Here is a 26,740-nt window from a genome sequence, read left to right as displayed (position 1 = left end):
CCGGGATTGCAACAGATGCAGGGCCCACGCCGTACCGATTCCGGACCTCTTAACCTTTATGGGCCTGAAACGCCATGCTAGGCCGGGCGCAAAACAGAGTTTTGAACACCAGACAAGTGGAAGAAACACCATGATTCGAGAAGAAACGGCCTCCCTGCTTCTTTCAGAACTGCGCCGGCTCACCATCGCCGTGGAACGTCTGGCCGGGCCGGCGCCCGCCGTAAACGACTGGAATGCGGCCGATTGTTTCGTCTGGGTCCCGGTCAACTCCTTCATCCAGCCGGTTCCCCGCCCCAATCGCATCGCCCTGAAACTCATTCGCGGCGTCGATCATGTCCGCGACATCCTCCATGAAAACACGCTGCGTTTCGCAGAGGGTTTTGCCGCCAACAATGTGCTTTTGTGGGGCGCGCGCGGCATGGGCAAATCGTCGCTGGTCAAGGCCGTTCACGAAGATGTGCGCGCGGCAAGCGGGGTATCTCTCAAGCTGGTGGAAGTGCACCGCGAGGACATCCACACCCTGCCCGCCCTGCTCGACATCCTGAAGACGTCAGGCCATCGCGTCATCGTTTTCTGCGACGATCTCTCCTTCGACCATGACGACACGGCCTACAAGTCGCTGAAGGCGGCGCTCGATGGCGGCATCGAAGGACGACCCGACAATGTGCTGTTTTATGCGACCTCCAACCGCCGCCATCTTCTGCCCCGCCACATGATGGAGAACGAGCAGTCCACTGCCATAAACCCGTCCGAAGCGGTTGAGGAAAAGGTGTCGTTGTCGGATCGCTTCGGCCTCTGGCTCGGCTTCCATAAATGCGGCCAGGAAGACTATCTGACGATGATCGACAGCTATGCGGCGCATTTCGATCTGGGTCTGGACCGTGAAACGCTGCATCACGAGGCGCTGGAATGGGCGACCACGCGCGGCGGCCGCTCGGGCCGTGTGGCCTGGCAATATATTCAGGACGCCGCCGGCCGCCTCAGAAAGCCACTCGAAAGATAACGCGCCCTGACATCGGGCGAAACACGGTGTCGTTACGATCACACCGCGTGTCGTATTCCCGAACGCCACATCTCCCCTCCCGTGGTTTGCTACACCCAGCCAGTCATCCTGCCGCAGAGGAGCGGACAGGTACGGTGTTCGAACCATGGAGGAGATGGATATGAGCAGGAACAGAGGCGTCGTTTACATGCGGCCGGGTCAGGTCGAAGTCCGCGACATCGACGACCCCAAGCTTGAAGCGCCGGATGGCCGCCGCATCGAGCACGGTGTCATTCTCAAGGTGATTTCCACGAATATCTGCGGCTCCGACCAGCACATGGTGCGCGGCCGCACCACCGCGATGCCGGGCCTTGTTCTCGGTCATGAAATCACCGGCGAAGTCATCGAAAAAGGCATCGACGTCGAGATGCTGCAGGTGGGCGACATCGTCTCCGTGCCGTTCAACGTCGCCTGCGGCCGTTGCCGCTGCTGCAAGTCGCAGGATACCGGCGTCTGCCTGACGGTGAACCCGTCCCGCGCCGGCGGCGCCTACGGTTATGTCGATATGGGTGGCTGGATCGGCGGACAGGCCCGTTACGTCACCATCCCCTATGCCGATTTCAACCTACTGAAGTTCCCGGACCGCGACAAGGCGATGTCGAAAATCCGCGACCTCACCATGCTGTCAGACATTCTGCCGACAGGCTTCCATGGCGCCGTCAAGGCGGGCGTTGGCGTCGGCTCCACGGTCTATGTCGCGGGTGCCGGCCCGGTCGGTCTTGCCGCTGCCGCCTCCGCACGCATTCTGGGTGCGGCCGTCGTCATGATTGGCGATTTCAACAAGGATCGCCTTGCGCACGCGGCGAAAGTCGGCTTCGAACCTGTCGATCTCTCCAAGGGCGACCGGCTGGGCGACATGATCGCCGAAATCGTCGGCACCAACGAAGTGGACAGCGCCATCGACGCCGTCGGCTTCGAAGCACGCGGCCATGCGGGCGGCGAACAGCCTGCGATCGTTCTCAACCAGATGATGGAAATCACCCGCGCCGCCGGCTCCATCGGCATTCCGGGCCTCTATGTCACCGAGGACCCGGGCGCGGTGGATGCGGCGGCAAAACAGGGCAGTCTGTCGCTACGCTTCGGCCTCGGCTGGGCAAAGGCGCAATCCTTCCACACCGGCCAGACGCCGGTGCTGAAATATAACCGCCAGCTCATGCAGGCGATCCTGCACGACCGCCTGCCGATTGCCGATATCGTCAACGCCAAGATCATTGCGCTTGATGATGCCGTGCAGGGTTATGAAAGCTTTGACCAGGGCGCTGCCACCAAGTTCGTGCTCGACCCGCATGGTGATCTGCTGAAGGCCGCCTGATATTTCTGCCCGCAGACGGCTGACGAGTTGAAACGCCCGCGACGGATATCGTCGCGGGCGTCTTATTTTTCGACTGTGTCGCCGTCAGGTGAAACTATGGCTCCCCTACCAACAGCACGTCCAGCTCGTTTTTCGCTTCCTGCGAGAGATAGGGTCTGAACAGACTTGAGACCTGCTTCAATCCCCAGTCCAGCTGCTGTGGACCAAATTCGGTGATACCTTCCTGAAGGTTGAGATAGGCCGCCCAATAGGTGAAAACGATCCAGAGATTCGTCAGGACGGCTGGGCGTTCTTCCTCCGGAATTGCCGCCAGCCCCGCTTTCTCCATACGGGCGACGATATCGCCGACGGCAAGGCGCATGGCCGCGCTTATGGTTCGCACCGGCTCCACCAGCGCCGGAGCGGAAGAGACAAGAGCGACCAGATCGCGAAACAGGAAACGGTAGTCCCATACGAGCGAAAACCAGAGCCGCAGAAAACCGGCATAGGTTTCCGCCGCTCCCTCATCTGCCCCGTCAATCTTTCCGACAATTTCCAGCGCATCGGCCTCGAACCGGGCAAACAGCGCCAGAACCAGCGCTTCCTTGGTGCGGAAATGATAATAGAGATTGCCCTCATTGATCTCTACCGCTCTAGCGATCTCGGCCGTCGTCACATGATCCGGCCCGCGCTCGTTAAACAGGATGAGAGCGGCGTCGATAATTTTCTGGCGTGTGGGGGGTGCCGCCGTTCGCCCGGTACTGCTTTTCTTCATTGATTTCGAACCTGACCATTGAAACCTAAGGTGCACACCTTAAATGATCAAAATAAGGTATATACCTTAACAGGAAATGTAAGTGTTCAACGCGGACAAAGGACCTGTAAATGACCGGCATCGACATTCGCACAGCCTTCCCCGATACGTCCGGAACCCCTCCCGTCTCCAAATTCGCGGCGGTACGCGTCGCCCTGTCGCTGATCCGCAATCCGCTGAAGGCTCTGCCGCCGGAAATTTTCAGCGAGCCGGCGGTCTTCACGCGCCTTGGCGGCGTCATGCGGGTTCATCTCGCCGATCCCGCGCTTATTCATGAAGCTCTGGTCAAGAACGCCCATCTGCTCGGCAAGGGCGAAGATGTACGCCGCGCCCTCGGCCCCGCACTCGGCCAGGGACTGCTGACGGCCGACGGCGATCACTGGAAGTGGCAAAGGCAATCCGTCGCTGCGGCCTTTCGGCATGAGAAGCTGCTGGAATTGCTGCCGGTCATGATCGACGCCGCGCGTCGCGCGCCAGGGCGCTGGCGCTCATCCCCTGACGGAGACATCGATATCGGCCATGAGATGATGCGGACGACCTTCGACATCATCGTCGAAACCATGATGTCCGGCGGCCATGGCATCGACATAGGACGTGTCGAGCAAAGCATCACCGATTATCTGAAACCCACCGGCTGGACCTTCGCACTCGCCATGCTGGGCGCACCGGAATGGCTTCCGCATCCAGGCCGGCGCAGGGCGCGCGCGGCGGCGAATTATCTTCGCTCCAGCCTGGCAGCCGTCATTTCCGAAAGACGGCGGAAGCCGATCGAGAGGAACGATCTGGTTTCCATGCTGCTCGAAGCGAAAGATCCGGAAACCGGCCGCATGATGAGCGACACGGAAATCATCGACAATCTCCTGACCTTCATCACCGCCGGGCATGAAACCACGGCCCTCGGCCTCGCCTGGACCTTCCATCTGCTCTCGCAAAACAGCGACGTGGAGCACAAGGTCATCGCGGAAATCGAAACCGTTACCGCCGGTGAGCCAGTCGCTGCGGACCATGTCGCTCACCTCACCTATACCAGACAGGTGTTTTCGGAAGCGATGCGGCTCTACCCGCCCGCCCCTGTCGTGACACGCACCGCATTGCAGGCCTTCAGGCTCGGCGAACACGATATTCCCGCGGGCACCGTTCTTTATGTGCCGATCTACGCCGTCCACCGGCACACCACGCTGTGGAACGAGCCCGACCGCTTTGACCCGTCACGTTTCGAGCCCGATAAGGTCAAGGCGCGCCACCGTTACGCCTATATGCCCTTCGGCGCCGGCCCGCGTGTCTGCATCGGCAATGCCTTTGCCATGATGGAGGCTGTCGCAATCCTTGCCGTGATTTTGCAGGACGTCCACCTCAGGAACAAAAGCCCGGCAAATACCGAACCGCTGATGCGGGTTACCTTGCGACCGGAAAACCGCCTGATGATGCAGGTGAGCAGCCGAAAAAACAAATCGCCCGCGGCGTGACCGCCACGGGCGACTGTTTTAGTGCGAACTCCATCCGTCACCGGATGGTGACGATCACAGATCGACGTCGAGGATCGCCATGGAGAAGTTGTAGGAACGGTCGCCGTCTTCGTCATCGATATAAACGACGCCGAGAAACTCTTCGCCAAGATACACTTCGGCGGAATCGTCCTTGCGCGGACGCGCCTTCACAATCATCTTTTCATTGAAAGTGCGCTTGAAATAGGCGTCGAGTTTTTTGATTTCGTCGGCTTTCACCACTATTCTCCTGTGCGGTTCACGTTGGCCCGCTTTTGGCATGGGATAAAGGCCAAAGTAAAGTGAAAGCGGCACGTCATCCGCGTCTTCCACACGGACAACCGTGAAAATGCCGGCACATCAGAGCGCGACAGGGCCGGTCAGATATCGGCCCCGATAAGCTGGTCCATCAGTCGCGAGGGTTCCGAACACCCTGCTTCCCCCACCACGCGCGCCGGCACGCCGGCAACCGTCGTCTTCGGCGGAACCGGCTTCAGCACCACCGAACCGGCGGCAATGCGCGAGCAGCTGCCGATCTCGATATTGCCGAGGATTTTCGCCCCCGCACCGATCATCACGCCATTGGCGATCTTCGGGTGGCGGTCGGCCCCTTCCTTGCCCGTGCCACCGAGCGTGACGCCGTGGAGGATGGAGACGTTGTCACCGATCACCGCCGTCTCGCCGACCACCAGCCCGGTGGCATGGTCGAGGAAAATGCCCTTGCCGATGCGCGCCGCCGGATTGATATCGGTCTGGAAGATACTCGATGAGCGGCTCTGCAGATAAAGCGCCAAATCCCTGCGGCCCTTCTGCAGCAGCCAATGAGCAAGGCGATGGGTCTGGATGGCCTGGAACCCCTTGAAATAGAGGAGCGGCTCCATGAAGCGCGTGCAGGCGGGGTCGCGGTCGTAAACGGCCTGAATATCGACGCGCAACACGCTTCCCCATTCCGGCCAATCATCCAGCATGTCCTGGAAGGTCTGGCGCAGCAGCACGGCCTGCATGTCGGGATGATCGAGGAGTTCGCAGATGCGGTAGATCACACATTCTTCGAGAGACCGGTGGTTGAGGATGGTCGAATAAAGAAAGGCCGAAAGCAGCGGATCCTGTGCCGCAGCACTTCGAGCTTCATTGAGCAGGCTGCCCCAGATGGGATCGACGATCGCCAGCTGTTCCGGCTGACGGGCCTCGGTACGTGCGACCATGAATGGTCTCCTCGTTTGCAGTGGTCGTTCTTTATACAGAAAAAGACGTGCATTAGAAATGGGATTCGAATGACGACTTTAAAGGCGGCAAGGCTTCAGTTTTTCTTCATGCAGCATGAAAAAACGTTTCTTGCCGCGCCCGCTCAAAGCGAGCGGTAAAATTCCAGCACCGCCGCCTTGAACACCCGGTCGCCGACGGCCAGCATGTGGTCGCGGCCGGGAATGTCGATCGCCCGCGCGTGCGGCATGATCGCGGCAAGCTCCGCACCTGAACCGGCAATATCGTCCTTCGTTCCAACCGCGATCAGCGTTGGCGCATCGATCTTTGCCGCCTGTTCGCGGGTGACGAGAACCCGGGACGTCTCGATACAGGCGGCAAGCGCCAGTCGGTCACTTTTCGTCTGGTCCGCAAAGGCGCGGAACATGCGGCCGCGCTCATGGGTGACGACATCAAGCGAAGGTGCGAGAAGCGCCTCGGCAATCGGATCCCAGTCGCCGACGCCTTCGACCATGCCGATACCAAGCCCGCCGAAGACAAGTGAACGCACGCGCTCCGGATGCGCCATGGCGAGAAATGCGGAAATGCGCGCGCCCATGGAATAGCCCATAACGTGCGTCTCGGCGATACCGAGATGATTGAGCAGCGCCACCGCGTCCCCGGCCATGACAGGCGGATAATAGGCTTCGGAATCGTGCGGCTTGTCGCTTGCGCCATGGCCGCGATTATCGATGGCGATCACGCGGTAGCCCGCCTCACCCAGCGTCTTCAGCCAGCCGGGATGCACCCAGTTGACATTGGCGCTGGAGGCGAAGCCGTGGATCAAAAGAACCGGTTCGCCCGCCGGATCACCCTCGTCGAAATAGGCAAGACGAAGGCCGTCATGGGAAAAATCGGAAAACTGCGGCGTGTTGAGATTCATCAAGGACATCCTTTTTGCCGGACCGTATGGCAGGAAAGCGCGAGATTGAACATGTTTTCCTGACGATTTTTATGGAGATGCAATGCGTTTGAGGCTACATATCCGCAACGACGAGCCAATGCGCGACAACGAATTGCGGCTCGATAACGATATTGCATTTGGAGACGAACATGGCCGGGCATTCCATTCCCCACTTCCAGAACGACGGCGGACACCGCATGATCGAGATCGGCGTCAAGGAATTCATGTGCACCGGCGCTTCCGTGCCTTTCGATCACCCGCATATCTTCATCGATATGGGCGACGACAATGAGAAGGTCTGTTCCTACTGCTCCACCCTTTACCGGTACAATCCGTCGCTGAAGGCCGAGCAGACCAATCCTCCGGGCTGCGTCTTCCATGTGAAGGCCGCCTGACCTTCCACTTTTCCTGATCGGGGCGCACCAATGCCCATCAAATCCGTAGCCATTGTCGGTGCCGGCATCGCCGGGCTCACCGCTGCCCTGTCTTTTGCCCGTTACGGGATCGACTGTGACATCATCGAGCAGGCCGGTGAGCTGACGGAAGTGGGCGCCGGCCTGCAACTCTCGCCCAATGCCGCCCGCATTCTCGACACGCTTGGGGTACTGCCTGATATCGAGGCGCGCTGGACCGAACCTCTCAGCGTCGAACTCGCCTCCGGAAAATCGCTGGCCACGCTGCTCTCCCTGCCGATGGGCGCGGTGGCCCGCAGCCGCTGGGGCGCACCCTACGGCGTACTACACCGCTCGACGCTGCAGAATGCACTTTTCCAGGCGGTGACACGAAATCCGCTCTGCCGCCTTCATCTCGGCAAGCGCATCGAAAACGCGACGTTGGACGTGATTGCCGCAAACACCTTCCGTGACCATGACCTGATCGTCGGCGCGGACGGCGTCTGGTCGGCGGCCCGTTTCGCGGTCCCTTCCGCCCCCGCAGCCACCTTCTCCGGCAATATTGCCTGGCGCTTCACGGTCGCCGCAAACGATGTGCCGTCAGCCATCAACAAAAGCGCCGTGACCGCCTATCTCGGCTCGGGCGGCCATATAGTCGCTTATCCGCTGAAGGAAGTCGGCGGCTTCAACATTGTCGCCATCGCGCTCGGCGCCGACCCGGGCGCAACCTGGCGGGCGGAATCGGGCGGGCGGCAGAAAGCCATGCTGCTGGAACAGTTTCGCGGCTTCAGCCCGGATATCGTCCGATTGCTCGATTCGTCTGAAAATCCGACCTTCTGGCCGCTCTATCAGGCCGGCCGCGGCCGCTGGCATAATGGCCGTGACACGGTGCTGATCGGTGATGCGGCGCATGCCATGATGCCCTTCGCCGCGCAGGGCGCCGCGATGGCGATAGAGGATGCGTTTGAGCTTGCGGGGGCGACGGCAGGCCGCAATGCCGAAAAGCCTCGGCCCTTGCCGCAGGCCCTTGCCGGCTTTGAGGCCCTGCGCCTGCCGCGCATAGAAAAGGCCCGCAAGCGGGCCTCCCTCAATCGTTTTGCCTATCACGCCACAGGCCCGGTGCGTATTGCGCGGGACTTCGTGTTTTCCACCCGCCCCACCGACGCCTTCCTGAAGGATTTCGACTGGCTCTACGGCTACCGCGCCAAAGGCTGAGGTTAAATGCCGGCCGCAGCCGCAAACCCGGCATCGAGGTCCTTCTTGAGATCGGCGATATCCTCGAGCCCGATCTGCAGGCGGATGACCGGCCCTTCCGAGGGCCCCTTGGCAATGGTTCTGTCGACAAGCGAGACCGAAACGGCAAGCGATTCGTACCCGCCCCAGGAATAGCCCAGCCCGAAGAAGGTCAGCGCATTGAGGAAAGCGGCCGCCGCCTGCTTGTATTTGCCTTCCTCCGCCTTGAGCACAAAGGAGAAAACACCGCTTGCGCCCTTGAAGTCGCGCTTCCAGAGTTCGTGCCCGGCAAAACTCGGCAGCGCCGGATGCAGCACACGAACGACGTCGTCACGGCTCTCCAGCCATGTGGCGATATCCAGCGCGCTTTTCTGATGGTGCGCTAGCCTGATTCCCATTGTGCGTAGGCCGCGCAGGATCTGGTAAGCATCGTCAGAGGTAACGCAGATGCCCAGATTGGCATTGGCCTGATCAAGCGCCTTCCAGTGCTTTTCATTGGCCGAAACGAAACCCATCAGCACATCCGAATGGCCCGAAGGATATTTGGTGGCGGCATGAATGGAGACATCGACGCCGAAATCGAGCGGCTTGAAATAAAGCGGGGTCGCCCAGGTATTGTCCATCGTCACCACGCAGTCATGCCGGTGAGCTATATCCGCGATCAGCCTGACATCCTGGATCTCGAAGGTGTTGGAGCCCGGCGCTTCCAGATGCACCAGCTTGGTATTCGGCCGGATGAGAGCCTCTATGCCCTCCCCGATCGCCGGGTCGTAATATTCCACCTCGACACCCAGCTTCTTCAGCATCGTATTGCAGAAACGGCGCGTCGGGAAATAAACGGAATCGACGATCAGCGCATGGTCACCGGCGGCGAGATAGGCAAGGAATGGCACGGTAATGGCCGCAAGGCCCGAAGGCACGAGGATAGTACCGAACGAACCCTCCAGTTCGTTGACAAGATTGCACAAGGCATCCGTCGTCGGCGTGCCGTGGGTGCCATAAGTGTATTTCTGGTTTTCGGTCGAGAGCGTCTCCGCGTCGGGAAAAAGCACGGTCGAGCCACGCACGATGGGCGGATTGACGAAACCGAAACAGTCGGCGGGATCGTTGCCGCCGTGGGCCAGGCGCGTATTCACACCTTCGGCGGAAAGCAGGTCATTTGTCTTGGTCATTTCAGATCAACTTTCGAAGGAACATTGACGCGTGCGACAATGCTAAGAGTGCAACGCAAGGTCAAGTCCCGCAGGGACGCCAGAACGGGTCGGAGCGACCCGTCGTCGACCAGAATACAAGAAGTATGCAAATACTGTGCAAGTGCAAATTTCCGCAAAAATATGCTTATATTTTCACCCTTTGCACACTTCCCGACCAAAATCTGGAAAATTCCGTTTTATAGGCACAATTATTGCCCGCACGTCTTGACCCCGCTGCCAATTGCGATTGTGATGGAAAGAGCGGATCGAAAAAGATCTCGCTGAAGGGGGAGCTGGGGAAAATAAATATGCCGGTCCTCTTCCAAGTGACGATAACAAACAAAGGTTGGGAAAAATGAAAAAGGCAATTCTGTCAGCCGCCATCGGCGCAGCAGTTTTGGGAGGAGCCTCGGTCGCTTCGGCTGCGACGCTTCAGGATGTCAAGTCGAAAGGTTTCGTCACGTGCGGCGTTAGTGCTGGCATTCCGGGATTTTCCAATCCCGATGACAAGGGCGAATGGTCCGGTATCGACGTTGACTATTGCCGTGGTATCGCCACCGCGGTTTTCGGTGATCCTTCGAAAGCCAAGTTTGTCGCCCTTTCGAGCAAGGACCGCTTCCCGGCTCTCCAGTCCGGTGAAGTCGATGTTCTGACCCGTAACACCACCTGGACGATCAGCCGCGATACGTCGCTGGGCTTCAACTTCCGCACCGTCAACTATTATGACGGCCAGGGCTTCATCGCCAAGAAGGGCCTCAACGTGAAGTCCGCTCTTGAACTCTCCGGCGCCGCCGTCTGCGTTCAGACCGGCACGACCACCGAGCTCAACCTGGCCGACTACTTCAAGACCAACAATCTGCAGTACAACCCGGTCGTTTTCGAAAAGGAATCCGACGCAACGTCTGCCTATGATTCCGGTCGTTGCGACGTTTACACCACCGACCAGTCGGGTCTTTATGCCATCCGTTTGAAGCTGAAGAACCCGGAAGAAAACATCGTTCTGCCGGAAGTCATCTCCAAGGAGCCGCTTGGCCCGGCCGTTCGCCAGGGTGACGACCAGTGGTTCGACATCGTGACCTGGGTTCACTATGCGATGGTCAACGCCGAAGAGCTTGGCGTCACCTCCAAGAATGTCGATGAGCAGAAGAACAGCGCCAATCCGGACGTGAAGCGCCTGCTCGGCACGGAAGAAGGCACCAAGATCGGCACTGATCTCGGCGTGACCAACGACTGGGCCTACAACATCATCAAGCTGGTGGGCAACTACGGCGAAGTCTTCGACCGCAATGTCGGCGCAGGCTCTCCGCTGAAGATCGAGCGTGGCCAGAACGCGCTGTGGACCAAGGGCGGCCTGCAATACGCACCGCCGGTCCGTTGATCGGCCCCATTACCGGCTAGATCATATAAGGAGGCTGGGCAACGCCCGGCCTCCGCTTCAAATTATATAAATAAGCTCGCAAAGAGCATATAAAAGGGAAAGGTGCCTATGGCAGGCAACGCGGTCAGTTCGCAACGATCGCGCGCGCAAAGCGCGTCGTCATTTATCTACGATCCACGCATACGCGGCATTTTTTATCAGGTCCTGACAGTCGTCGTCCTGGCCGCCTTCGTCTGGATCATCGTGACGAATACGATCACCAATCTTCAACGGTCAAACATCTCGTCCGGCTTCGGCTTCCTCGATGGAAGAGCCGGTTTCGATATCGGCCAGTCGCTGATCGCTTATACCAGCGATGCGACCTATGGCCGGGCATTGCTCGTTGGCATTCTCAACACGATCCAGGTTGCGTTTTTCGGCATCATCGCCGCCTCGATCATCGGTTTCATCGTCGGTATCGCCCGGCTGTCCAACAACTGGCTGATTTCGAAACTCGCGCAGGCCTATGTGGAAATCTTCCGCAACATCCCGCCGCTGCTCGTCATCTTTTTCTGGTACAAGGGCGTCATCTCAGTTCTGCCGCAGGCGCGCGAGTCGCTGGAACTTCCGCTTGGCACCTACCTCAACAATCGCGGCTTCTTCTTTCCCAAGCCGTTGTGGGGAGAAGGCACCTGGCTCGTGCCGCTGGCCTTTCTCGTCGCCATTGTCCTCAGCTTCTTCGTTTACCGCTGGGCGAAGGCCAGACAGGAGAGAACCGGGCAGCAGTTCCGCACCGGAATAACGGCGACGCTTCTTATCATCGGTCTTCCGCTGGCCACATTTCTGGCGCTCGGCGCACCGCTGACATTCGACTATCCGATCGCCGGGCGGTTCAATCTCACCGGGGGCGCGGTCGTCGCACCTGAATTCATGTCGCTGTTCCTGGCGCTTTCCTTCTATACCGCCTCCTTTATCGCCGAAATCGTTCGCGGCGGCATCAAGGCCGTGGCGAAGGGGCAGACGGAAGCTGCGGATGCACTGGGACTTCGCGCCAGCACCACGACGCGCCTGATCGTCGTTCCGCAGGCGATGCGCATCATCATCCCGCCGCTGACGAGCCAGTATCTCAATCTGACCAAGAACTCGTCCCTCGCAGTCGCCGTCGGTTTCGCCGACATCGTCTCGGTTGGCGGCACGATCCTGAACCAGACGGGTCAGGCGGTTGAAATCGTTGCAATCTGGCTGGTCATCTATCTCTCGCTGTCCCTGCTCACGGCCGTGGTCATGAACTGGTTCAACGCGAAAATGGCCCTGGTGGAGAGATGACGATGACGATCAGCAACCAAGCCTTCGTGCGACAGACCATTGAAGAAGCCCGCCCCGCGCCATCCAGCGCGGTCGGGGTAACGCATTGGCTGCGCACCAAACTCTTCGCCACGCCCAAGGATACGGTTTTCACCGTCATTGCCATCGCTCTTCTGGCCTATATTGTGCCGCCGATTATCGATTGGCTGTTCATCGACGCGGTATGGACCGGCAGCGATCGTATCGCCTGCCTGACCGCTTCGCAGGGCGGCGCGCTGCCGGACGGCCAGTCCGGTGCGTGCTGGGCTTTCGTTTCGGCGAAGCTCGGACAATTCGTCTTCGGCCGCTATCCGATCGACGAACGCTGGCGTCCCATCCTGGTGATGGTGACCTTCGCCATCCTCCTGATACCGATGCTGATCCCAAAAGCGCCGTTCAAGCGACTGAATGCGCTGGCGCTTTTCATCATCCTGCCCTTCATTGCATTTTTCCTGCTCATCGGCGGCGTCTTCGGCCTGCCTGTGGTCGAAACGCAGCTCTGGGGCGGCCTGATGGTGACGCTCATCCTGTCATTCTTCGGGATCACGGTGTCACTGCCCTTCGGCATTCTTCTGGCGCTCGGCCGGCGCTGCAACATGCCGGTGATCAAGATGCTCTGCGTACTCTTCATTGAGGTCATTCGCGGCATTCCGTTGATCACCGTCCTGTTCTTCGCCAGCATCATGCTGCCTTTGTTCCTGCCCGACGGCTGGACCTTCGACAAGTTCCTGCGCGCGCTCGTCGGCGTGTCGCTGTTCTCCTCGGCCTATATGGCAGAGGTGATCCGCGGCGGCCTGCAGGCCATTCCGAAGGGACAATATGAAGGTGCGGATTCACTCGGCCTGAACTACTGGCAGAAGACGAGACTGATCGTGCTGCCGCAGGCGCTGAAGCTCGTCATTCCGGGCATCGTCAACACCTTCATCGGGCTGTTCAAGGATACGTCGCTGGTCTCGATCATCGGCATGTTCGACCTGCTCGGTATTGTCACACTCAACCAATCGGATGCGAACTGGGCCACGCCCGTCACCGCCATGACTGGCTATATTTTCGCAGGCTTCGTATTCTGGATATTCTGCTTCGGCATGTCGCGTTATTCGCTGTTCATGGAACGGCACCTCGACACCGGGCATAAACGATAAGGGACGCTCAAATGGCAGAAACCCAAGCAAAAGAACTGACCGTCTCGACTACGGACGTGGCGATAGAACTCATCGGCATGAACAAGTGGTATGGCGACTTCCACGTGCTGCGCGATATCAACCTGAAGGTCATGAAAGGCGAGCGCATCGTCATCGCCGGCCCTTCGGGCTCCGGCAAGTCCACCATGATCCGCTGCATTAACCGGCTGGAAGAACATCAGTCAGGTACGATCAATGTCGACGGAATAGAACTCACCAACGATCTCAAGAAGATCGATGAAGTGCGTCGTGAAGTCGGCATGGTGTTCCAGCACTTCAACCTCTTCCCGCATCTGACGATCCTTGAAAACTGCACGCTGGCGCCGATCTGGGTTCGCAAGATGCCCAAGAAGGAAGCCGAAGAAGTGGCGATGCATTATCTGACGCGCGTCAAGATCCCCGAGCAGGCGAATAAGTATCCCGGCCAGCTCTCCGGCGGCCAGCAGCAGCGCGTGGCGATTGCGCGCTCGCTCTGCATGAAGCCGAAGATTATGCTGTTTGACGAGCCGACCTCGGCGCTCGACCCGGAAATGGTCAAGGAAGTGCTCGACACCATGGTCAGCCTCGCCGAAGACGGTATGACCATGCTGTGCGTAACCCACGAAATGGGATTCGCCCGTCAGGTCGCAAACCGCGTCATCTTCATGGACCAGGGCCAGATCGTCGAGCAGAACTCGCCCGCCGAATTCTTCGACAATCCGCAGCACGAGCGCACCAAGCTCTTCCTAAGCCAGATTTTGCACTGAGACTGCGATCGACACGTATATCGAGCGGGGCCGTTTCGGCCCCGTTTTCGTTTCTGGAGACCTGCTGAAATCTTTATCTCCATGCACGAGCGCGACGAATTCGATTCTGTGATTCCACCGTTCTCGAAGCGCCAAGAGCACAAAAATGCGCCCGGCATCGCAGTTTAACCAATTGTTACGAAACAAGAATCCTTGTTTTTCAGGGATTCTGGTGGCCCATGTCATTTTTTTGTCAAATCATGCATTTTTCCGCTTGCAGACCTTCGGGAGCCTGACTATAAGGGCGCCACACCACAAGCGCACGCGCCCTTCGTCTATCGGTTAGGACGTCAGATTTTCATTCTGAAAAGAGGGGTTCGACTCCCCTAGGGCGTGCCACTTGCCTTCGTGTTTTCCTCTTCAAAATGTAAATGCACCGCATCAGTTCGCAAAATCGCTACGAGCGATCAATGCGGCGGAACCGATTCCCGTCGGGCACGTTAGAACGCTGTCCCCCCGATGGAAGGCAAGCCGGCCGAAACGCCAACAGGCAAATCGACCCGCTTGCCTTTGCCCTTCCAGCCAAATCACAGCGTCGGTTCTTTCTGGCGGGCAGCAGATGCCAGCTAAGGGTTGGAAAAGCGCTCCCCGGGCCTTCCACGAGGCATGAAGGCATTGCCGGCGCGCAGCGATAGCGGCGATATTTCAAGGCCTTGGCCGGTTCCAGCGTAGTTTTCCACAGCCTTTCCGGCCTCCATAAAAAAACTCGTCACGAAGCGAGAAAAATCAATTTTTCCGCTTGCGGAGCAACGGGAGCCTGACTATAAGGGCGCCACACCACAAGCGCACGCGCCCTTCGTCTATCGGTTAGGACGTCAGATTTTCATTCTGAAAAGAGGGGTTCGACTCCCCTAGGGCGTGCCACTTGCTTTTCCTTGAAAATGAGTGCTCTGCATTAGAATCTTCACGCGATGCGTGAGAATGAAGACGCATGCCGTTTCCGGCGGTCCGTAAGCTTTTCCCATAAAATGGAAGTTTGATCTGCAGCCCCGTCAGGGTGCGAAAGCAGCGTCCAGAACGCGCAGCTGTACGCGCCTCTGGCCCTGCCAGAGATCGGCGCCCACGGTGCCTGCGACGTGAATGTTCCGACCGCGTGCATTCAGCAGCATCTGCCCCAGAGGCGCTTCTGCGGCCCGAAATGCGATACCGTCCAGCCGCGAGCCATCCATGGCCTCCAGCGTGATCTTGACGTGGGCTGTACCCACGAGCCTCACATCGCGCAAACGATGCGCCGGCACGGCAAAAACCGGCTGCGAGTGGCCTGATCCGTAAGGACCGGCCTGTTCCAGTTGGTCGACAAGCTGCAATGTCGCGCCCGACGCGCCGATAGCGCCGTCGATCTTCAGCACGCTGCTTTCCACCAGCTCATTTACGGTCTTTGCCGCCGCTTCCTCAAAGAAAGTCCTGAGCTTGCCGAGATTGGCGCGCTCCACGGTCAGGCCGGCCGCCATGGCATGCCCGCCGCCCTTGACCAGCAACCCAGCCTCCACGGCGGCGCGCACCATGCGGCCCATATCGAAACCGTTGATCGAACGGCCGGAGCCGGTGCCCTTGCCGGAGGGGTCAAAAGCAATGGCAAAAGCCGGGCGGCGAAAACGGTCTTTCAGGCGCGAGGCGAGCAGGCCGACAATGCCCGGGTGCCAGTTTTCGCGCGCGGTGACGATGACGCCAGCACCAGAGCCATCACCATATTCGAACAGCGCCTCCGCCTCTGCTTCCGCCAGCATGGCCGCTTCCATGGCCTGCCGCTCGCGGTTCAGCTCATCCAGCCGCTCGGCAATCACCTCGGCCTGCGAGGAATCATCAATCGTCAACAAGCGGCTGCCGAGCGCCGCATCGCCGATACGGCCGCCGGCATTAATGCGCGGCCCGATCAGGAAACCGAAATGATAGGGCGTCACAGGCCCGCCGAGCCCTGCCTTCTTGAAAAGCGCCGCAAGACCAGCATTGTTCATGTGCCGCGCGGCAATCAACCCCTTCACTACATAAGCGCGGTTCAGCCCCTTCAGCGGCACAACATCGCATACGGTGGCAAGCGCGACGATATCAAGCAGCGAAAGCAGATCAAGCGTGAAGGCCTGCCTGTTGCGCCTGTCCTTCAGCAGCCGCAGCGTGGCGACCAGCACGAGGAAGACCACGCCTGCCGCACAGAGATGCCCCTGCCCCGAAAGATCGTCCTCTCGGTTGGGATTAACCAGCGCCACGGCCGGCGGCAATTCCGTGCCGACCTGATGGTGGTCGATCACCACCACGTCCGTTCCCGCATCCCTGGCGGCCTTCAGTGATTCATGGCTGGTGGAGCCGCAATCGACCGTCACGATCAGCGTCGCGCCATTGGCGGCCAGCTGTTGCATCGCCGCCGGGTTAGGCCCATAACCCTCGAAAATGCGGTCGGGAATATAGATCTCCGGCGTCAGACCGAAATGCGCGAGAAACCGGTACATCAAAGCGGAGGAAGCAGCGCCGTCGACATCGTAATCGCCGAAGATCGCCACCTTCTCGCCTGTCTCAATCGCCCGCACCAGCCGCTCGGCGGCCTTTTCGCAATCGGTCAGCACATGCGGATCGGGCATCAGGGAACGAATGGTCGGATCGAGGAACGCCAGGGCGTCATCGACACCCACACCGCGCCCGGCAAGAACGCGTGCGATCAATTCGGGAATGGCGTGAATCTGGGACATGGCCAGCGCGCGGTTCTGCCCGGCCTGATCCAGCCGCGATACCCAGCGCTGTTCTGTCGCCGACCGCTCCACGCTTAGAAACGCGCGGGCAACGGTATCGGCCGGCTCCATCATTGCCATTCCGTCCATTCGTCCTGTTGTGCGCCTGATCGCGCTTTTAGAACGGGCTAAATGGCGATGGCGCGTTTTTCAAGCAAAAACGCGCATATGAGGTTTCACACCGAAAAAATCGAGAAAAACGGGCTGACGATCGAGGCCGCGCCAACAAGCAGCAGCAGCGAGAAGATGGCAAGCGAACACCAGTTACGCTCATGCTCCCCCATGTCGAATTCCATGCTGCGAATATTGTCGTTGGCATTGTGAGGCCGCGCCCGGTGATGGGCGGCCAGAGCGGCTGCACGCTTATTGTCCTTGAACAGGATGATCGATGTCACGGCCACGCCTCCCTCGCTTGGTGAACGGATTAACCATAGTGCCGAATCGCCTTGTTTTCCAGCGTTTCCGATGCCTTCCCCTCAAATTTTATGGGCGCCCGACGACCGGTGTGATGCTGGCTGCAATACAACGAAAAACCGCGCCTCCATCTGGAAGCGCGGCTTTTGATGTTATCAAAATCATAAAGTGTCTCAGGTCCGCTCGATGCGGATGACCTGCGGCTCACTGACGAGGTATTTCTCGTTCTTGATCGCCTTCACCGCCTTGCGGATCGCATCTTCCATCGTCGCATGGGTAACGAGGATGATGGTCTGCGGCGCGCCCTCCACATGCACGCGCTGGCGCTGCACGATGGATTCCAGCGAGATGTTGTTATCCGCCATGCGGGTGGCGATGGAGGCGAAGACGCCAGCCTGATCCTTCACCGTCAGGCGAATGAAATAACCGCCCTCATGGCTCTTCATCTTGGCGCGACGATATTCCGTCAGCGATTTCGCCGGACGGCCGAGAACTGGCACCTGCTGGGCGCCCGGACGGCTCTTGGCGATATCGGCGATGTCGCCCAGTACGGCAGACGCCGTGGCGTTGCCGCCCGCACCCGGGCCAACCATCAGCAATTCGCCGAGAATATCGGATTCGATCGCCACCGCATTGGTCACGCCATCCACCTGGGCAATGACGGAATCGAGCGGCACCATGGTCGGATGCACGCGCTGCTCGATGCCGGATTCGGTCACCTGCGCCACGCCGAGAAGCTTGATGCGGTAACCGAGTTCGGCGGCCGCCTGAATGTCCTCGCTGGAAATATTGGTGATGCCTTCCAGATAGATATCGTCAGCCGAAATCTTGTTTCCGAAGGCAAGCGTTGTCAGAATGGCGAGCTTGTGGGCGGTGTCGTTGCCCTCGATATCGAAGGCCGGATCGGCTTCGGCATAACCCAGCCGCTGCGCTTCTTTCAGGCACGCCTCAAAGGACAGCCCTTCCTTCTCCATCTTGGTCAGGATGTAGTTGCAGGTGCCGTTCATGATGCCGTAGATGCGCGACACATGGTTACCGGTGAGAGACTCACGCAGCGCCTTTATGACGGGGATGCCGCCGGCCACTGCTGCTTCGAAATTGAGAAGCGCGCCCTTGTCTTCGGCAAGGGTCGCCAGTTCCACGCCGTGCTTGGCCAGCAGCGCCTTGTTTGCTGTCACCACATGGAGACCGCGTGCAAGTGCGGCGCGCACCGCATTTTCCGCCTGGCCGGAAGCACCGCCGACCAGTTCGACGAAAACGTCGATATCGGCTTCGCTCGCCATCCGCTCCGGCGTGTCGAACCAGGTAATACCCGCAAGATCAATGCCGCGATCGCGCGAACGATCACGCGCGCTCACCGCAATAATCTCAATCGCGCGTCCGCAGGTAATCGCAAGTTCGTTGCTTCTCTGCTGGAGGATGCGCACGAGCGAAGCGCCGACAGTGCCGAGCCCCGCTATGCCGATTCTCAATGAATCTGCCATGGGTATGTTCCTGATTGCTGGTGATGGTGGCGGCCGAGGCCCGGCCGCCTTCGGTTGCCCTTATCTGTGGGCGTTCAGCGAAACGACATTGTGCATCGTTTCGTCTGCGCTCGACAGGAAACGCTTCAGATTGCGCGCTGCCTGACGAATTCGATGCTCGTTTTCCACGAGCGCGAGACGGACGTAATCGTCGCCCATCTCGCCAAAGCCGATGCCGGGAGCAACGGCAATATCTGCCTTCTCGACCAGAAGCTTGGAGAATTCCAGGCTACCGAGATGGCGGAATTTTTCCGGGATCTTCGCCCAGGCGAACATGGTCGCCGCTGGCGGCGGAACTTCGAAACCCGCCTTGCCGAAGGTGTCGACCATGACATCACGGCGGCGGCGATAGACATTGCGCACTTCGGCAATGTCGGAACCGTCACCGTTCAGCGCATGGGTCGCCGCAACCTGGATCGGCGTGAAGGCGCCGTAATCGAGGTAGGACTTCACGCGGGTCAGCGCCGCGATCAGCCGCTCGTTGCCGACCGCAAAGCCCATGCGCCAGCCGGGCATGGAGAAGGTCTTCGACATGGAGGTGAACTCCACCGCAACGTCGATCGCACCCGGAACTTCGAGAACCGAAGGCGGCGGATTGTTGTCGTCGAAATAGATTTCCGAATAGGCAAGGTCGGAGAGCACGATGATCTCGTGCTTCTTCGCAAACGCGATGACGTCCTTGTAGAAATCGAGCGAGGCCACATGCGCCGTCGGGTTTGACGGATAGTTGACGATCAGCGCCAGCGGCTTCGGGATGGAGTGGCGCACCGCGCGCTCCAACGGCCCGAAGAAGCTGTCATCCGGCTCGACATTCATCGAACGGATAACGCCGCCCGCCATCAGGAAGCCGAAAGCGTGGATCGGATAGGTGGGGTTCGGGCAGAGGATCACGTCACCCGGCGCGGTGATGGCCTGCGCCATATTGGCGAAGCCTTCCTTGGAGCCGAGCGTGGCCACAACCTGCGTATCGGGGTTCAGCTTGACGCCGAAACGGCGGGCATAATAGGCGGCCTGCGCGCGGCGAAGGCCGGGAATGCCCTTGGACGAGGAATAACGATGGGTGCGCGGATCCTGAACGACCTCGCAAAGCTTGTCGACAATGGCCTTCGGAGTCGGAAGGTCGGGATTGCCCATGCCGAGATCGATGATATCGGCCCCGGCCGCTCGCGCGCTCGCTTTCAAACGGTTGACCTGTTCGAAGACGTATTGCGGCAGACGCCGGACCTTGTGAAACTCTTCCATCTCTTTCCTCATGGGAATGAACCGGTTTTGCCGGCCCATATCGAAAGCTCGTTTTTGTTGTTAAACGCCGCCGACACGAACCGACCCGGCAGGCGTTATTCATTGTAGCGCAAAGAACGGGAAAACCTACAAGGCTTTTCTCGGTCCACGCCGCATAACGGTGATCCGCCCATCCTTCCGGTTCGGCCTTCGCAGCCCTTTCCGCAAGGCGGATCGCGCACTATGATCAGGGGACTTGCATAACGCCAGATTCTTGGAAAATGCAAGGCAAGCCATGCTCAAGAACGGCCCTTCAGCCGCGCTCACCCTTCACAATTGCCGCACGGATGACCGAAAGCACGCGTTCCGGCTCGATATCCGTGCAGATGAGCTGGCTCGGATGCCCGTCCCAGTCGCCCGGCGGAAAAGCGCGGCCATCCGGTTTCTGGATCGTCTGGCCGTCGGCAAGTCCGCCGCAGACGACGCGCACCGGGCCGCTGCGGGTGGTAAACAGTTCCGGCGCGACAAGATAAACGCAGGCGCAGCTATCATGTACCACCATGCCGTCGCCGGTACGGGTCTTGTAGAAATCGATGTAGAACTGCGACAGGTCGGAAAGCAGCTGCACGGGCTTGCCGCCGGCCTCCGCCATCTCCGCCATCAAGGCGCTGGTCATCACGGTTTTCGTCGTCACGTCGAGACCGACGACAGTAACGCGCCAGGGCGCGGTAAAGACGAGATCGGCCGCTTCCGGATCGCCATGAATATTGGCTTCCGCCGCCGGCGAGACATTGCCGTTCATGTCGAAGGCGCCGCCCATGACGATCACCTCCTTCACCAGCGCCGCAAAATCCGGCTCCTCGCGAAGCGCCAGCGCCAGATTGGTCATGCGGCCGACTGCGATCAGCGTCACCTCACCGGGATAGGCCTTCACCGTCTCGATGATGAAGCGATGGGCGGGGCGCGGATCGAGCGGCAGATCGATGGTTTCGGGGATATCGATATCGCCGAGGCCGTTTTCGCCGTGGATAAAGGTCGGCCAGTGACCTTCCTTGCGGGCGGGATCGAAGGTCACGCCGGCGCCCTTCGCCACCGGTGCGGTCATCTGCCATTCCCGCTTGAGGAAGAGTGCATTGCGGGTGGTGATATCGATGGGGGCGTTGCCGAAAACCGTGGTGACGCCGATCAGATCGATATCGGGGTGACGATGCAGGAACAGAAGCGCCATGGCGTCGTCCACACCGGGATCCGTATCGAATATCACTTTATGCATAATGCCCTCATCCATATGTCTCAAGCGCCATCCTCTTCTTCCGGCGACGCGCCACGGAAACATAACGATAAGCGGCAACACCGCAATCCCCCCGCAAGCGGCATGTCATGCAGAAAAATATTGCGTGGCGGTCTTTTCAGTGAAAGAAGAAGCCCTCTCCCTCCGCCTGCCCGGACATCCCCAGTGCAAGACATCGCCCTCAACGTTTTTCTCGTCCTTTTCTGCGTCGCCATCTTTGCCGGCTTCATCGATTCCATCGCCGGCGGCGGCGGTCTCATTGTCATTCCGGCGATGCTGATCATGGGCATTGCCCCACTCGATACGCTCGGCACCAACAAGCTGCAGGCCCAGTTCGGTTCCGCCTCTGCGACACTGGCCTATGCAAGACGCGGCCACGTCAATCTCCGGGAGCAAATGCCGATGGCGCTGATGGCCATGGCCGGCGGAATGCTCGGCGCGCTGACAGCCGCCTTCGTGCCAGCCGATCTGATGCGCGCCGTCATGCCGTTCCTGTTGATTGCGATCGCGCTTTATTTCGCCTTCAAGCCTCAGCTCAGCGATATCGACAGCCATCGCCGCATCACGCCCTTTGTGTTCGGGCTTACGGTCGCACCACTGATCGGTTTTTACGATGGTGTTTTCGGCCCCGGCGCAGGGTCTTTTTACATGCTGGCCTTTGTGGGCCTTGCCGGCTTCGGAATGCTGAAGGCGACCGCCCACACGAAGCTTCTCAACCTCGGTTCGAATTTCGGCGGTTTTCTCGTCTTTGCAATGGGTGGTGCGGTTTTGTGGAAGCTCGGCCTCGCCATGGGCGTCGGCCAGTTCATCGGCGCACAGATCGGCTCCCGCTTCGCCATGAAAAACGGTGCGAAGATCATCCGCCCGCTGCTGGTGCTTTCCTGCCTGGCCATGGCGACGAAGCTTCTTGTCGATGCATCATCCGCCTGGTCAATTGCCGCAATCTGGGAAACCATCTCCCCGACATAAGGGATGCTGGAGCGCCGTGTCCGCGTGACTGACGGGCAGACGATACAAGGCGCTCCGACAGGTCAGCCGGTGGCGCGGCGTCGGCGATCGGCAATTTCCCGGATCACCACCATGGCGCCGACGAGCTTGTAGGCGGAGGAATAGCAGGGCGACATTTCAAGCGATTTCACGATCGTGCGGCCGTTCTGATCTTCCGCATAGGTATATTTCGACGTATCTCCCTTGAAACAATTGTCGAGTTTTTCCCGAAGGTCGTTCTGGAAGCGGTGGACGCCGACAAGCTCGGCGATGTGGCAACCGACAAGCCCTTCCGGCGCATTGCGCTGAAATGCATCGAGAGCATTGGCGAAGGAAACGCGGTAGCCGGGTGAAACGATCACAACCGGCTCGTCGAGATCGTTAAGCATATCCTCATCGAGGATCAGGTGGCGATGGTGCCATTCCAGCGTGTCTTCGTCTTCGTCACCGACGACCTTGGCCTTTGACGGCATGCCGACGTAACGATCTACGAGCGTCCGCAGAAGCTCGGAGTTGCGCTGCACGCAGCCAAGGTCTTCCGCCTCGTGGTTGAGGAGGTCGATGGCAAAACGGAACTGCTCGCGGATATCTTCGGAATTTTCTGTCTTGCGTCCGACAATCCGGTCGAGGAGCTGTTCCAGTTCACGTTCCAGCACGGCAATCTTGTCGGCTTCGTTTTTACCAACGGCAGATTGCAGTTCCGTATAACGCAACCAGAACAACTCAATCAAATCTTTCAACCCAACTCTCCCTGAACGGGCATAACCCCCGCTACCTATGCGAACGGATTAACCCTTTGCCCCCGGATTATAGCGTATTTGCGCTTAAAAATGACGTAACGAAACGCAGCAACACTGCGAGGATTGTTGTCCAAAATATCACAGCAGCCGCTAATTTTTCAATTTCGATAATCCATGAACGAAAAATGAGGTTCCGCTAATATGGAAAAACACCGAAACGCACCGTTTTTCGGCCGATTTTCTTGAAAATTGCAGAAAATCCGGCCGCACAGCGGTCATCTCAAATCTGGTGCTTGACATCCCACCGGTCGTGATACCACAGCCATTGTCCGGGGTATTCGCGCACCCAGCTTTCCACCTTGTCGTTCAGAAGCTGCGCCGTCGCCTGAATGTCGACATTGCCCTTCTCATCGCGCGGAATTTCAACCTTGGGCTCTATTTCCAGCCTGTAGCGATTGTTGGGAAGGCGCACGCAACGGGCCGGATACACATCGCAGTTGAATTGCCGCACCAGCTTGGCAAGCAGCGGATTGGTGCGCACTTCAAGGCCGAAGAACTTCGTCGTCAGACCCTTACCGAACTTCTGGTCGACGAGGACGCCGACACCGCCGCCCTTTTCCAGCTGCCGCGCAAGCGCGAAGGAGGAACCGGCATGCGACGGCACGAGATTGCCCATGCGCTCCTTGCGAAAATTGAATACCTTGTCGGCCACGAAAGGATTGTTCGGCGGACGGAAAAGGACCGTCACATCCAGACCGAAAGCCGACCCGGCTACCGGCAAGAGTTCGAAATTGCCGCTATGGGCGGTAAAGACGATGAACGGCCGCGGGTTGTCGCGCAGCTCGAGGAACGTCGGGATGCCCTCGACCTCGATACGGCCCGGCTCATTTTTTTCCGGATCGAAATCGAACAGCCGGTCGAGAAACACATATTCCGCCGCAAGCCGGCCCATATTGGCCCAGCTGTCCATGGCGATTGCCAGCCGTTCCTCTTCGGATTTTTCCGGAAAGGCGCGGGCCAGATTGTAAAGCATCAGCTTGTGGCGGCCGGTTTTCGGCCCCACCCATCGCGCCAGCCGGTCGGCGGCGCGAATGCCGGCATCGGCGGGAAAGAGCTTCAGCAGGTTGAGGAGGCCAAAGGCGAGTGTCGCGATCAGCCACTGCCGGAAGTGGTCCAGTTTCAGGACGATCCGTGTCAGGAAAAGCTTCAAGATGCTCAGTCCATCCGCAGCACGATTTTGCCGAATACCTGACGCGTCTCCATGCGCTCCAGCGCCCGGTCGATATCGTCGAAGGTCACTTCGGTATCGATGACGGGATGAACGATGCCGCGCGCCATTTTCTGCATGGCGTTGGCCATGTTTTCCATGCGGCAGCCGAAGGAACCGAGCAGTTTCAGCTGCTGCTGGAACAGCATCATCAGGTTGATTTCGGTGGAGACGCCCGAGGTGGACCCGCAGGTGACGAGACGACCGCCGCGCTTCAGCGAGAACATCGAGGCGACGAAGGTATCCTTGCCGACATGTTCGAATACCACGTCGACACCCTTCTTTTTCGTCAGCTTGCGCACGACGCCTTCGAAACGGTCAGTGCGATAGTTGATGACATGATCGGCCCCGAGCGCCTTCGCCCGCTCAATCTTGTCGTCGGAACCGACGGTCGTGATGACGGTGCAGCCCATCTTCTTGGCAAGCTGGATGGCCGCCGTGCCGATGCCCGAACCGCCGGCATGGATGAGAATGGTTTCACCCGGCTCAAGCTTGGCATTGTCGAACAGCATGTGCTCGACCGTTCCGAAGGTCACCGGCGCGAGCGCCGCAGCAACGGCGTCGATGCCGTGCGGTGCCGGCACCAGCTGGCGGGCCGGAATATTGATCTTCTCCTGCGCAAAACCATCGAGATGGAAACCGTGCACGCCCTGGACATGTTCGCACAGATTGTCACGGCCTTCGCGGCAGGGCTTGCACAGCCCACAGGTACGCGCGCCATAGACCGAGACGAGCTGGCCCGGCAGCACGTTCGAAACGCCCGGGCCGATGGCTTCGACCACGCCGGAGGCTTCCGCACCGATGGTGAGCGGCATCTTGCGCTTGGCAAAAGCCATGCCGCGCCAGCCCCACACGTCGATGTGGTTGAGCGCCACGGCCTTGACGCGCAGCGTCACCTCGCCCGGCGCCGGCGCATCCGGTTCGGGCAGGTCCACTTTTTCGAGCTTCCGGTCGTCCACGAGTTGAAGAGCGCGCATATTTCAGTCCTTCGCCCGGAGGCGTTAATCTCAGTTTCTGTGGCGGAACCGGTTAAGCCGGTTCCCGCGTCATGACAAGGCTTGCATTCTGCCCACCAAACCCGAAGGAGTTGGACAGAACCGCGCCCACCTGCGCATCCCGCTTCACATTCGGCACCACGTCGAGCGTGATGGTCGGATCGGGATTGTTGTAGTTGATCGTCGGCGGCAGAGTGCCGGTCAGCATGGTCTGCAGCGAGAACACGGCTTCCACAGCACCTGCGGCGGTCAGCGTATGACCGATCATCGACTTGTTGGACGACAGCGGAATGTTCTTCAGGCCTTCGCCGAAGACCGCAAGCATCGAGCCATATTCCATCTTGTCGTTCTCAGGCGTCGAGGTGCCGTGGGCGTTGATGTAACCGATATCGCTTTCGGCCACGCCCGCATCGGCCAGTGCTGCACGGATCGTCGCAATCGCCGGGCCGCCATCGGGCGAAGACCGCGTGCGGTGGAAGCTGTCGGCCTTCTCGCCCGCACCCTTGATGATGCCGAGAACCTTCGCGCCGCGAGCGACGGCGGCTTCGAGCGATTCCAGCACCAGCGTTGCGGCGCCTTCGGCGATCACGAAACCATCGCGGTCCTTGCTGAACGGCTTGGAGGCCTTTTCCGGCGGGTCGTTCTGGGTCGAAAGCGCAGAGAGGAGCGAAAAGCGGATCAGCGCTTCGGCGCTGACCGAACCGTCGGTCGCAACCGTCAGCGCCCGCTCCGTGCGGCCCTGGCGGATGGCTTCCACACCAAGCTGGATCGCGGTCGCACCCGATGCACAGGCGGTGGAAAGCGTCACCGGCAGGCCGCGTGTGCCAAAGCGGTCGGAAAGACGCTCGGAAATCGCGCCGAACAGGGCAGCTTCCTGAAATGCCGGGTCGGGACGCTGGCGGAAGGCCGTCAGAAAACGCTCATAGGCGTCACCCGGCTGGGCGGCCGGCGGAGACCGGTCGGCAAGCTCGAAACGGGCGCTCCATTCCGGCTCGATCGGCGGCGCTGCGAGAAACAGCGGGCCGTCGAAATCGCCGGAGATGCCCGCCTGCGCCAGCGCCTCAATGGTAGTTTCGCGGGCAAAGGCATAGGAGCGCTCGACCGAATTCGGAACTGGGATATCGATGAAATCCACCGTGCCGCTGATCCGCGTCGAAAGCCCCTCGGTCGGGAAACGGGTGATATTATGGATGCCTGATTTGCCTGATGTCAGCGCCGCCCAGTTGTCTTGAAGTCCCTGCCCGAGCGAGGTGATGATGCCCATGCCGGTAACGGCGACGATCGGGCGACCGAGATGATCCCTGAAGTTGGAAGCCATGG

24 protein-coding genes and 2 tRNA genes are annotated in these 26,740 nt (G+C 59.6%); 12 read left to right on the top strand and 14 right to left on the bottom strand.

Going from position 1 to position 26,740, the window contains the following annotated elements; genetic code table 11:
- Positions 1–130 precede the first annotated feature (130 nt).
- Both AGR1_RS05880 and fdhA read left to right on the top strand, forming a co-directional pair.
- On the top strand, positions 131–1,003 hold the full coding sequence (locus AGR1_RS05880) for an ATP-binding protein (protein ID WP_149146421.1): 873 nt from the start codon (positions 131–133) through the stop codon (positions 1,001–1,003).
- A 160-nt stretch (positions 1,004–1,163) separates the two neighbouring features.
- Complete coding sequence (fdhA, locus tag AGR1_RS05875; protein WP_187772057.1) at positions 1,164–2,354, top strand: formaldehyde dehydrogenase, glutathione-independent; 1,191 nt, start codon at positions 1,164–1,166, stop codon at positions 2,352–2,354.
- A 94-nt stretch (positions 2,355–2,448) separates the two neighbouring features.
- Here fdhA and AGR1_RS05870 read toward each other — a convergent pair whose 3' ends face one another.
- Entirely contained in the window at positions 2,449–3,108 is a 660-nt protein-coding gene (locus AGR1_RS05870; RefSeq protein ID WP_149146420.1) for a TetR/AcrR family transcriptional regulator, read from the bottom strand.
- A 110-nt stretch (positions 3,109–3,218) separates the two neighbouring features.
- On the opposite strand from AGR1_RS05870, the gene AGR1_RS05865 reads away from it, so the two are divergent.
- On the top strand, positions 3,219–4,613 hold the full coding sequence (locus AGR1_RS05865; RefSeq protein WP_080790700.1) for a cytochrome P450: 1,395 nt from the start codon (positions 3,219–3,221) through the stop codon (positions 4,611–4,613).
- A gap of 54 nt (positions 4,614–4,667) precedes the next feature.
- Here the strand turns inward: AGR1_RS05865 and AGR1_RS05860 are convergent, their stop codons facing one another.
- From AGR1_RS05860 to AGR1_RS05850, 3 genes are all read right to left on the bottom strand, one after another.
- Positions 4,668–4,871, bottom strand: a complete 204-nt coding sequence (locus AGR1_RS05860; protein WP_003502851.1) for a DUF3126 family protein — start codon at positions 4,869–4,871, stop codon at positions 4,668–4,670.
- Between the two features lie 140 nt (positions 4,872–5,011).
- Positions 5,012–5,836, bottom strand: a complete 825-nt coding sequence (cysE, locus tag AGR1_RS05855) for a serine O-acetyltransferase (RefSeq protein ID WP_077982243.1) — start codon at positions 5,834–5,836, stop codon at positions 5,012–5,014.
- 143 nt (positions 5,837–5,979) lie between these two features.
- Positions 5,980–6,756 (bottom strand): alpha/beta hydrolase, encoded by a 777-nt coding sequence (locus AGR1_RS05850; RefSeq protein ID WP_149146419.1) that lies wholly within the window; start codon positions 6,754–6,756, stop codon positions 5,980–5,982.
- Between the two features lie 170 nt (positions 6,757–6,926).
- Between AGR1_RS05850 and AGR1_RS05845 the strand changes: the two genes are divergently transcribed.
- Both AGR1_RS05845 and AGR1_RS05840 read left to right on the top strand, forming a co-directional pair.
- Positions 6,927–7,172 (top strand): zinc-finger domain-containing protein, encoded by a 246-nt coding sequence (locus AGR1_RS05845; RefSeq protein WP_003502857.1) that lies wholly within the window; start codon positions 6,927–6,929, stop codon positions 7,170–7,172.
- 30 nt (positions 7,173–7,202) lie between these two features.
- Positions 7,203–8,384 (top strand): FAD-dependent monooxygenase, encoded by a 1,182-nt coding sequence (locus AGR1_RS05840; protein ID WP_149146418.1) that lies wholly within the window; start codon positions 7,203–7,205, stop codon positions 8,382–8,384.
- Positions 8,385–8,386: 2 nt separating this feature from the next.
- On the opposite strand, the gene AGR1_RS05835 is transcribed toward AGR1_RS05840, so the two are convergent.
- Positions 8,387–9,574 carry a cystathionine beta-lyase gene (locus tag AGR1_RS05835; RefSeq protein ID WP_149146417.1) on the bottom strand — a complete coding sequence of 396 codons (1,188 nt, stop codon included), beginning with the start codon at positions 9,572–9,574 and terminating at the stop codon, positions 8,387–8,389.
- A 376-nt stretch (positions 9,575–9,950) separates the two neighbouring features.
- Here AGR1_RS05835 and AGR1_RS05830 point away from each other — a divergent pair, with 376 nt between their 5' ends.
- The 6 genes from AGR1_RS05830 to AGR1_RS05800 all read left to right on the top strand — a co-directional run bounded on the left by AGR1_RS05830 (position 9,951) and on the right by AGR1_RS05800 (position 15,126).
- Entirely contained in the window at positions 9,951–10,973 is a 1,023-nt protein-coding gene (locus AGR1_RS05830; RefSeq protein ID WP_162520376.1) for an amino acid ABC transporter substrate-binding protein, read from the top strand.
- Positions 10,974–11,081: 108 nt separating this feature from the next.
- Positions 11,082–12,278 (top strand): amino acid ABC transporter permease, encoded by a 1,197-nt coding sequence (locus tag AGR1_RS05825; RefSeq protein WP_080790696.1) that lies wholly within the window; start codon positions 11,082–11,084, stop codon positions 12,276–12,278.
- A 2-nt stretch (positions 12,279–12,280) separates the two neighbouring features.
- Positions 12,281–13,438, top strand: coding sequence for an amino acid ABC transporter permease (locus tag AGR1_RS05820; RefSeq protein WP_080790695.1), 1,158 nt, complete (start codon positions 12,281–12,283; stop codon positions 13,436–13,438).
- 11 nt (positions 13,439–13,449) lie between these two features.
- Positions 13,450–14,223: an amino acid ABC transporter ATP-binding protein gene (locus tag AGR1_RS05815; protein WP_080790694.1), complete on the top strand. Its 774-nt coding sequence runs from the start codon at positions 13,450–13,452 to the stop codon at positions 14,221–14,223.
- A gap of 303 nt (positions 14,224–14,526) precedes the next feature.
- Positions 14,527–14,601: transfer RNA gene (locus AGR1_RS05810), tRNA-Glu, on the top strand.
- Between the two features lie 450 nt (positions 14,602–15,051).
- Positions 15,052–15,126, top strand: a tRNA-Glu gene (locus tag AGR1_RS05800).
- Between the two features lie 128 nt (positions 15,127–15,254).
- Here AGR1_RS05800 and recJ read toward each other — a convergent pair.
- The 5 genes from recJ to AGR1_RS05775 form a co-directional block, all read right to left on the bottom strand.
- Positions 15,255–17,057 carry a single-stranded-DNA-specific exonuclease RecJ gene (recJ, locus tag AGR1_RS05795; RefSeq protein ID WP_187772167.1) on the bottom strand — a complete coding sequence of 601 codons (1,803 nt, stop codon included), beginning with the start codon at positions 17,055–17,057 and terminating at the stop codon, positions 15,255–15,257.
- 101 nt (positions 17,058–17,158) lie between these two features.
- Positions 17,159–17,383, bottom strand: a complete 225-nt coding sequence (locus tag AGR1_RS29505) for a hypothetical protein (protein WP_187772056.1) — start codon at positions 17,381–17,383, stop codon at positions 17,159–17,161.
- A gap of 186 nt (positions 17,384–17,569) precedes the next feature.
- Entirely contained in the window at positions 17,570–18,880 is a 1,311-nt protein-coding gene (locus tag AGR1_RS05785) for a homoserine dehydrogenase (protein WP_080790692.1), read from the bottom strand.
- Positions 18,881–18,940: 60 nt separating this feature from the next.
- The gene (locus AGR1_RS05780) at positions 18,941–20,161 is read right to left on the bottom strand and encodes an LL-diaminopimelate aminotransferase (protein WP_020012585.1); all 1,221 of its coding nucleotides are present in this window, start codon (positions 20,159–20,161) and stop codon (positions 18,941–18,943) included.
- A 292-nt stretch (positions 20,162–20,453) separates the two neighbouring features.
- Positions 20,454–21,413 carry a nucleoside hydrolase gene (locus AGR1_RS05775; protein ID WP_080792962.1) on the bottom strand — a complete coding sequence of 320 codons (960 nt, stop codon included), beginning with the start codon at positions 21,411–21,413 and terminating at the stop codon, positions 20,454–20,456.
- Positions 21,414–21,596: 183 nt separating this feature from the next.
- On the opposite strand from AGR1_RS05775, the gene AGR1_RS05770 reads away from it, so the two are divergent.
- Positions 21,597–22,400 (top strand): TSUP family transporter, encoded by an 804-nt coding sequence (locus tag AGR1_RS05770; RefSeq protein WP_149146415.1) that lies wholly within the window; start codon positions 21,597–21,599, stop codon positions 22,398–22,400.
- 62 nt (positions 22,401–22,462) lie between these two features.
- Here the strand turns inward: AGR1_RS05770 and AGR1_RS05765 are convergent, their stop codons facing one another.
- The 4 genes from AGR1_RS05765 to AGR1_RS05750 all read right to left on the bottom strand — a co-directional run bounded on the left by AGR1_RS05765 (position 22,463) and on the right by AGR1_RS05750 (position 26,738).
- Positions 22,463–23,158: a hypothetical protein gene (locus tag AGR1_RS05765; RefSeq protein ID WP_080790690.1), complete on the bottom strand. Its 696-nt coding sequence runs from the start codon at positions 23,156–23,158 to the stop codon at positions 22,463–22,465.
- Positions 23,159–23,438: 280 nt separating this feature from the next.
- Positions 23,439–24,377: a lipid A biosynthesis lauroyl acyltransferase gene (locus AGR1_RS05760; RefSeq protein WP_080790689.1), complete on the bottom strand. Its 939-nt coding sequence runs from the start codon at positions 24,375–24,377 to the stop codon at positions 23,439–23,441.
- Positions 24,374–25,402, bottom strand: a complete 1,029-nt coding sequence (locus tag AGR1_RS05755) for a zinc-binding dehydrogenase (RefSeq protein WP_080790688.1) — start codon at positions 25,400–25,402, stop codon at positions 24,374–24,376. The genes AGR1_RS05760 and AGR1_RS05755 overlap by 4 nt, the downstream gene beginning before the upstream one ends.
- Positions 25,403–25,454: 52 nt before the next feature.
- On the bottom strand, positions 25,455–26,738 hold the full coding sequence (locus AGR1_RS05750; protein ID WP_080790687.1) for a beta-ketoacyl-ACP synthase: 1,284 nt from the start codon (positions 26,736–26,738) through the stop codon (positions 25,455–25,457).
- Positions 26,739–26,740 lie beyond the last annotated feature (2 nt).

Source organism: Agrobacterium sp. B1(2019) (genome assembly GCF_008274755.1).
GTDB classification, from domain to species: domain Bacteria; phylum Pseudomonadota; class Alphaproteobacteria; order Rhizobiales; family Rhizobiaceae; genus Agrobacterium; species Agrobacterium salinitolerans.
The sequence above is the reverse complement of the archived record's forward strand: the minus strand, read 5'-3'. Positions and strand labels throughout refer to the sequence as shown.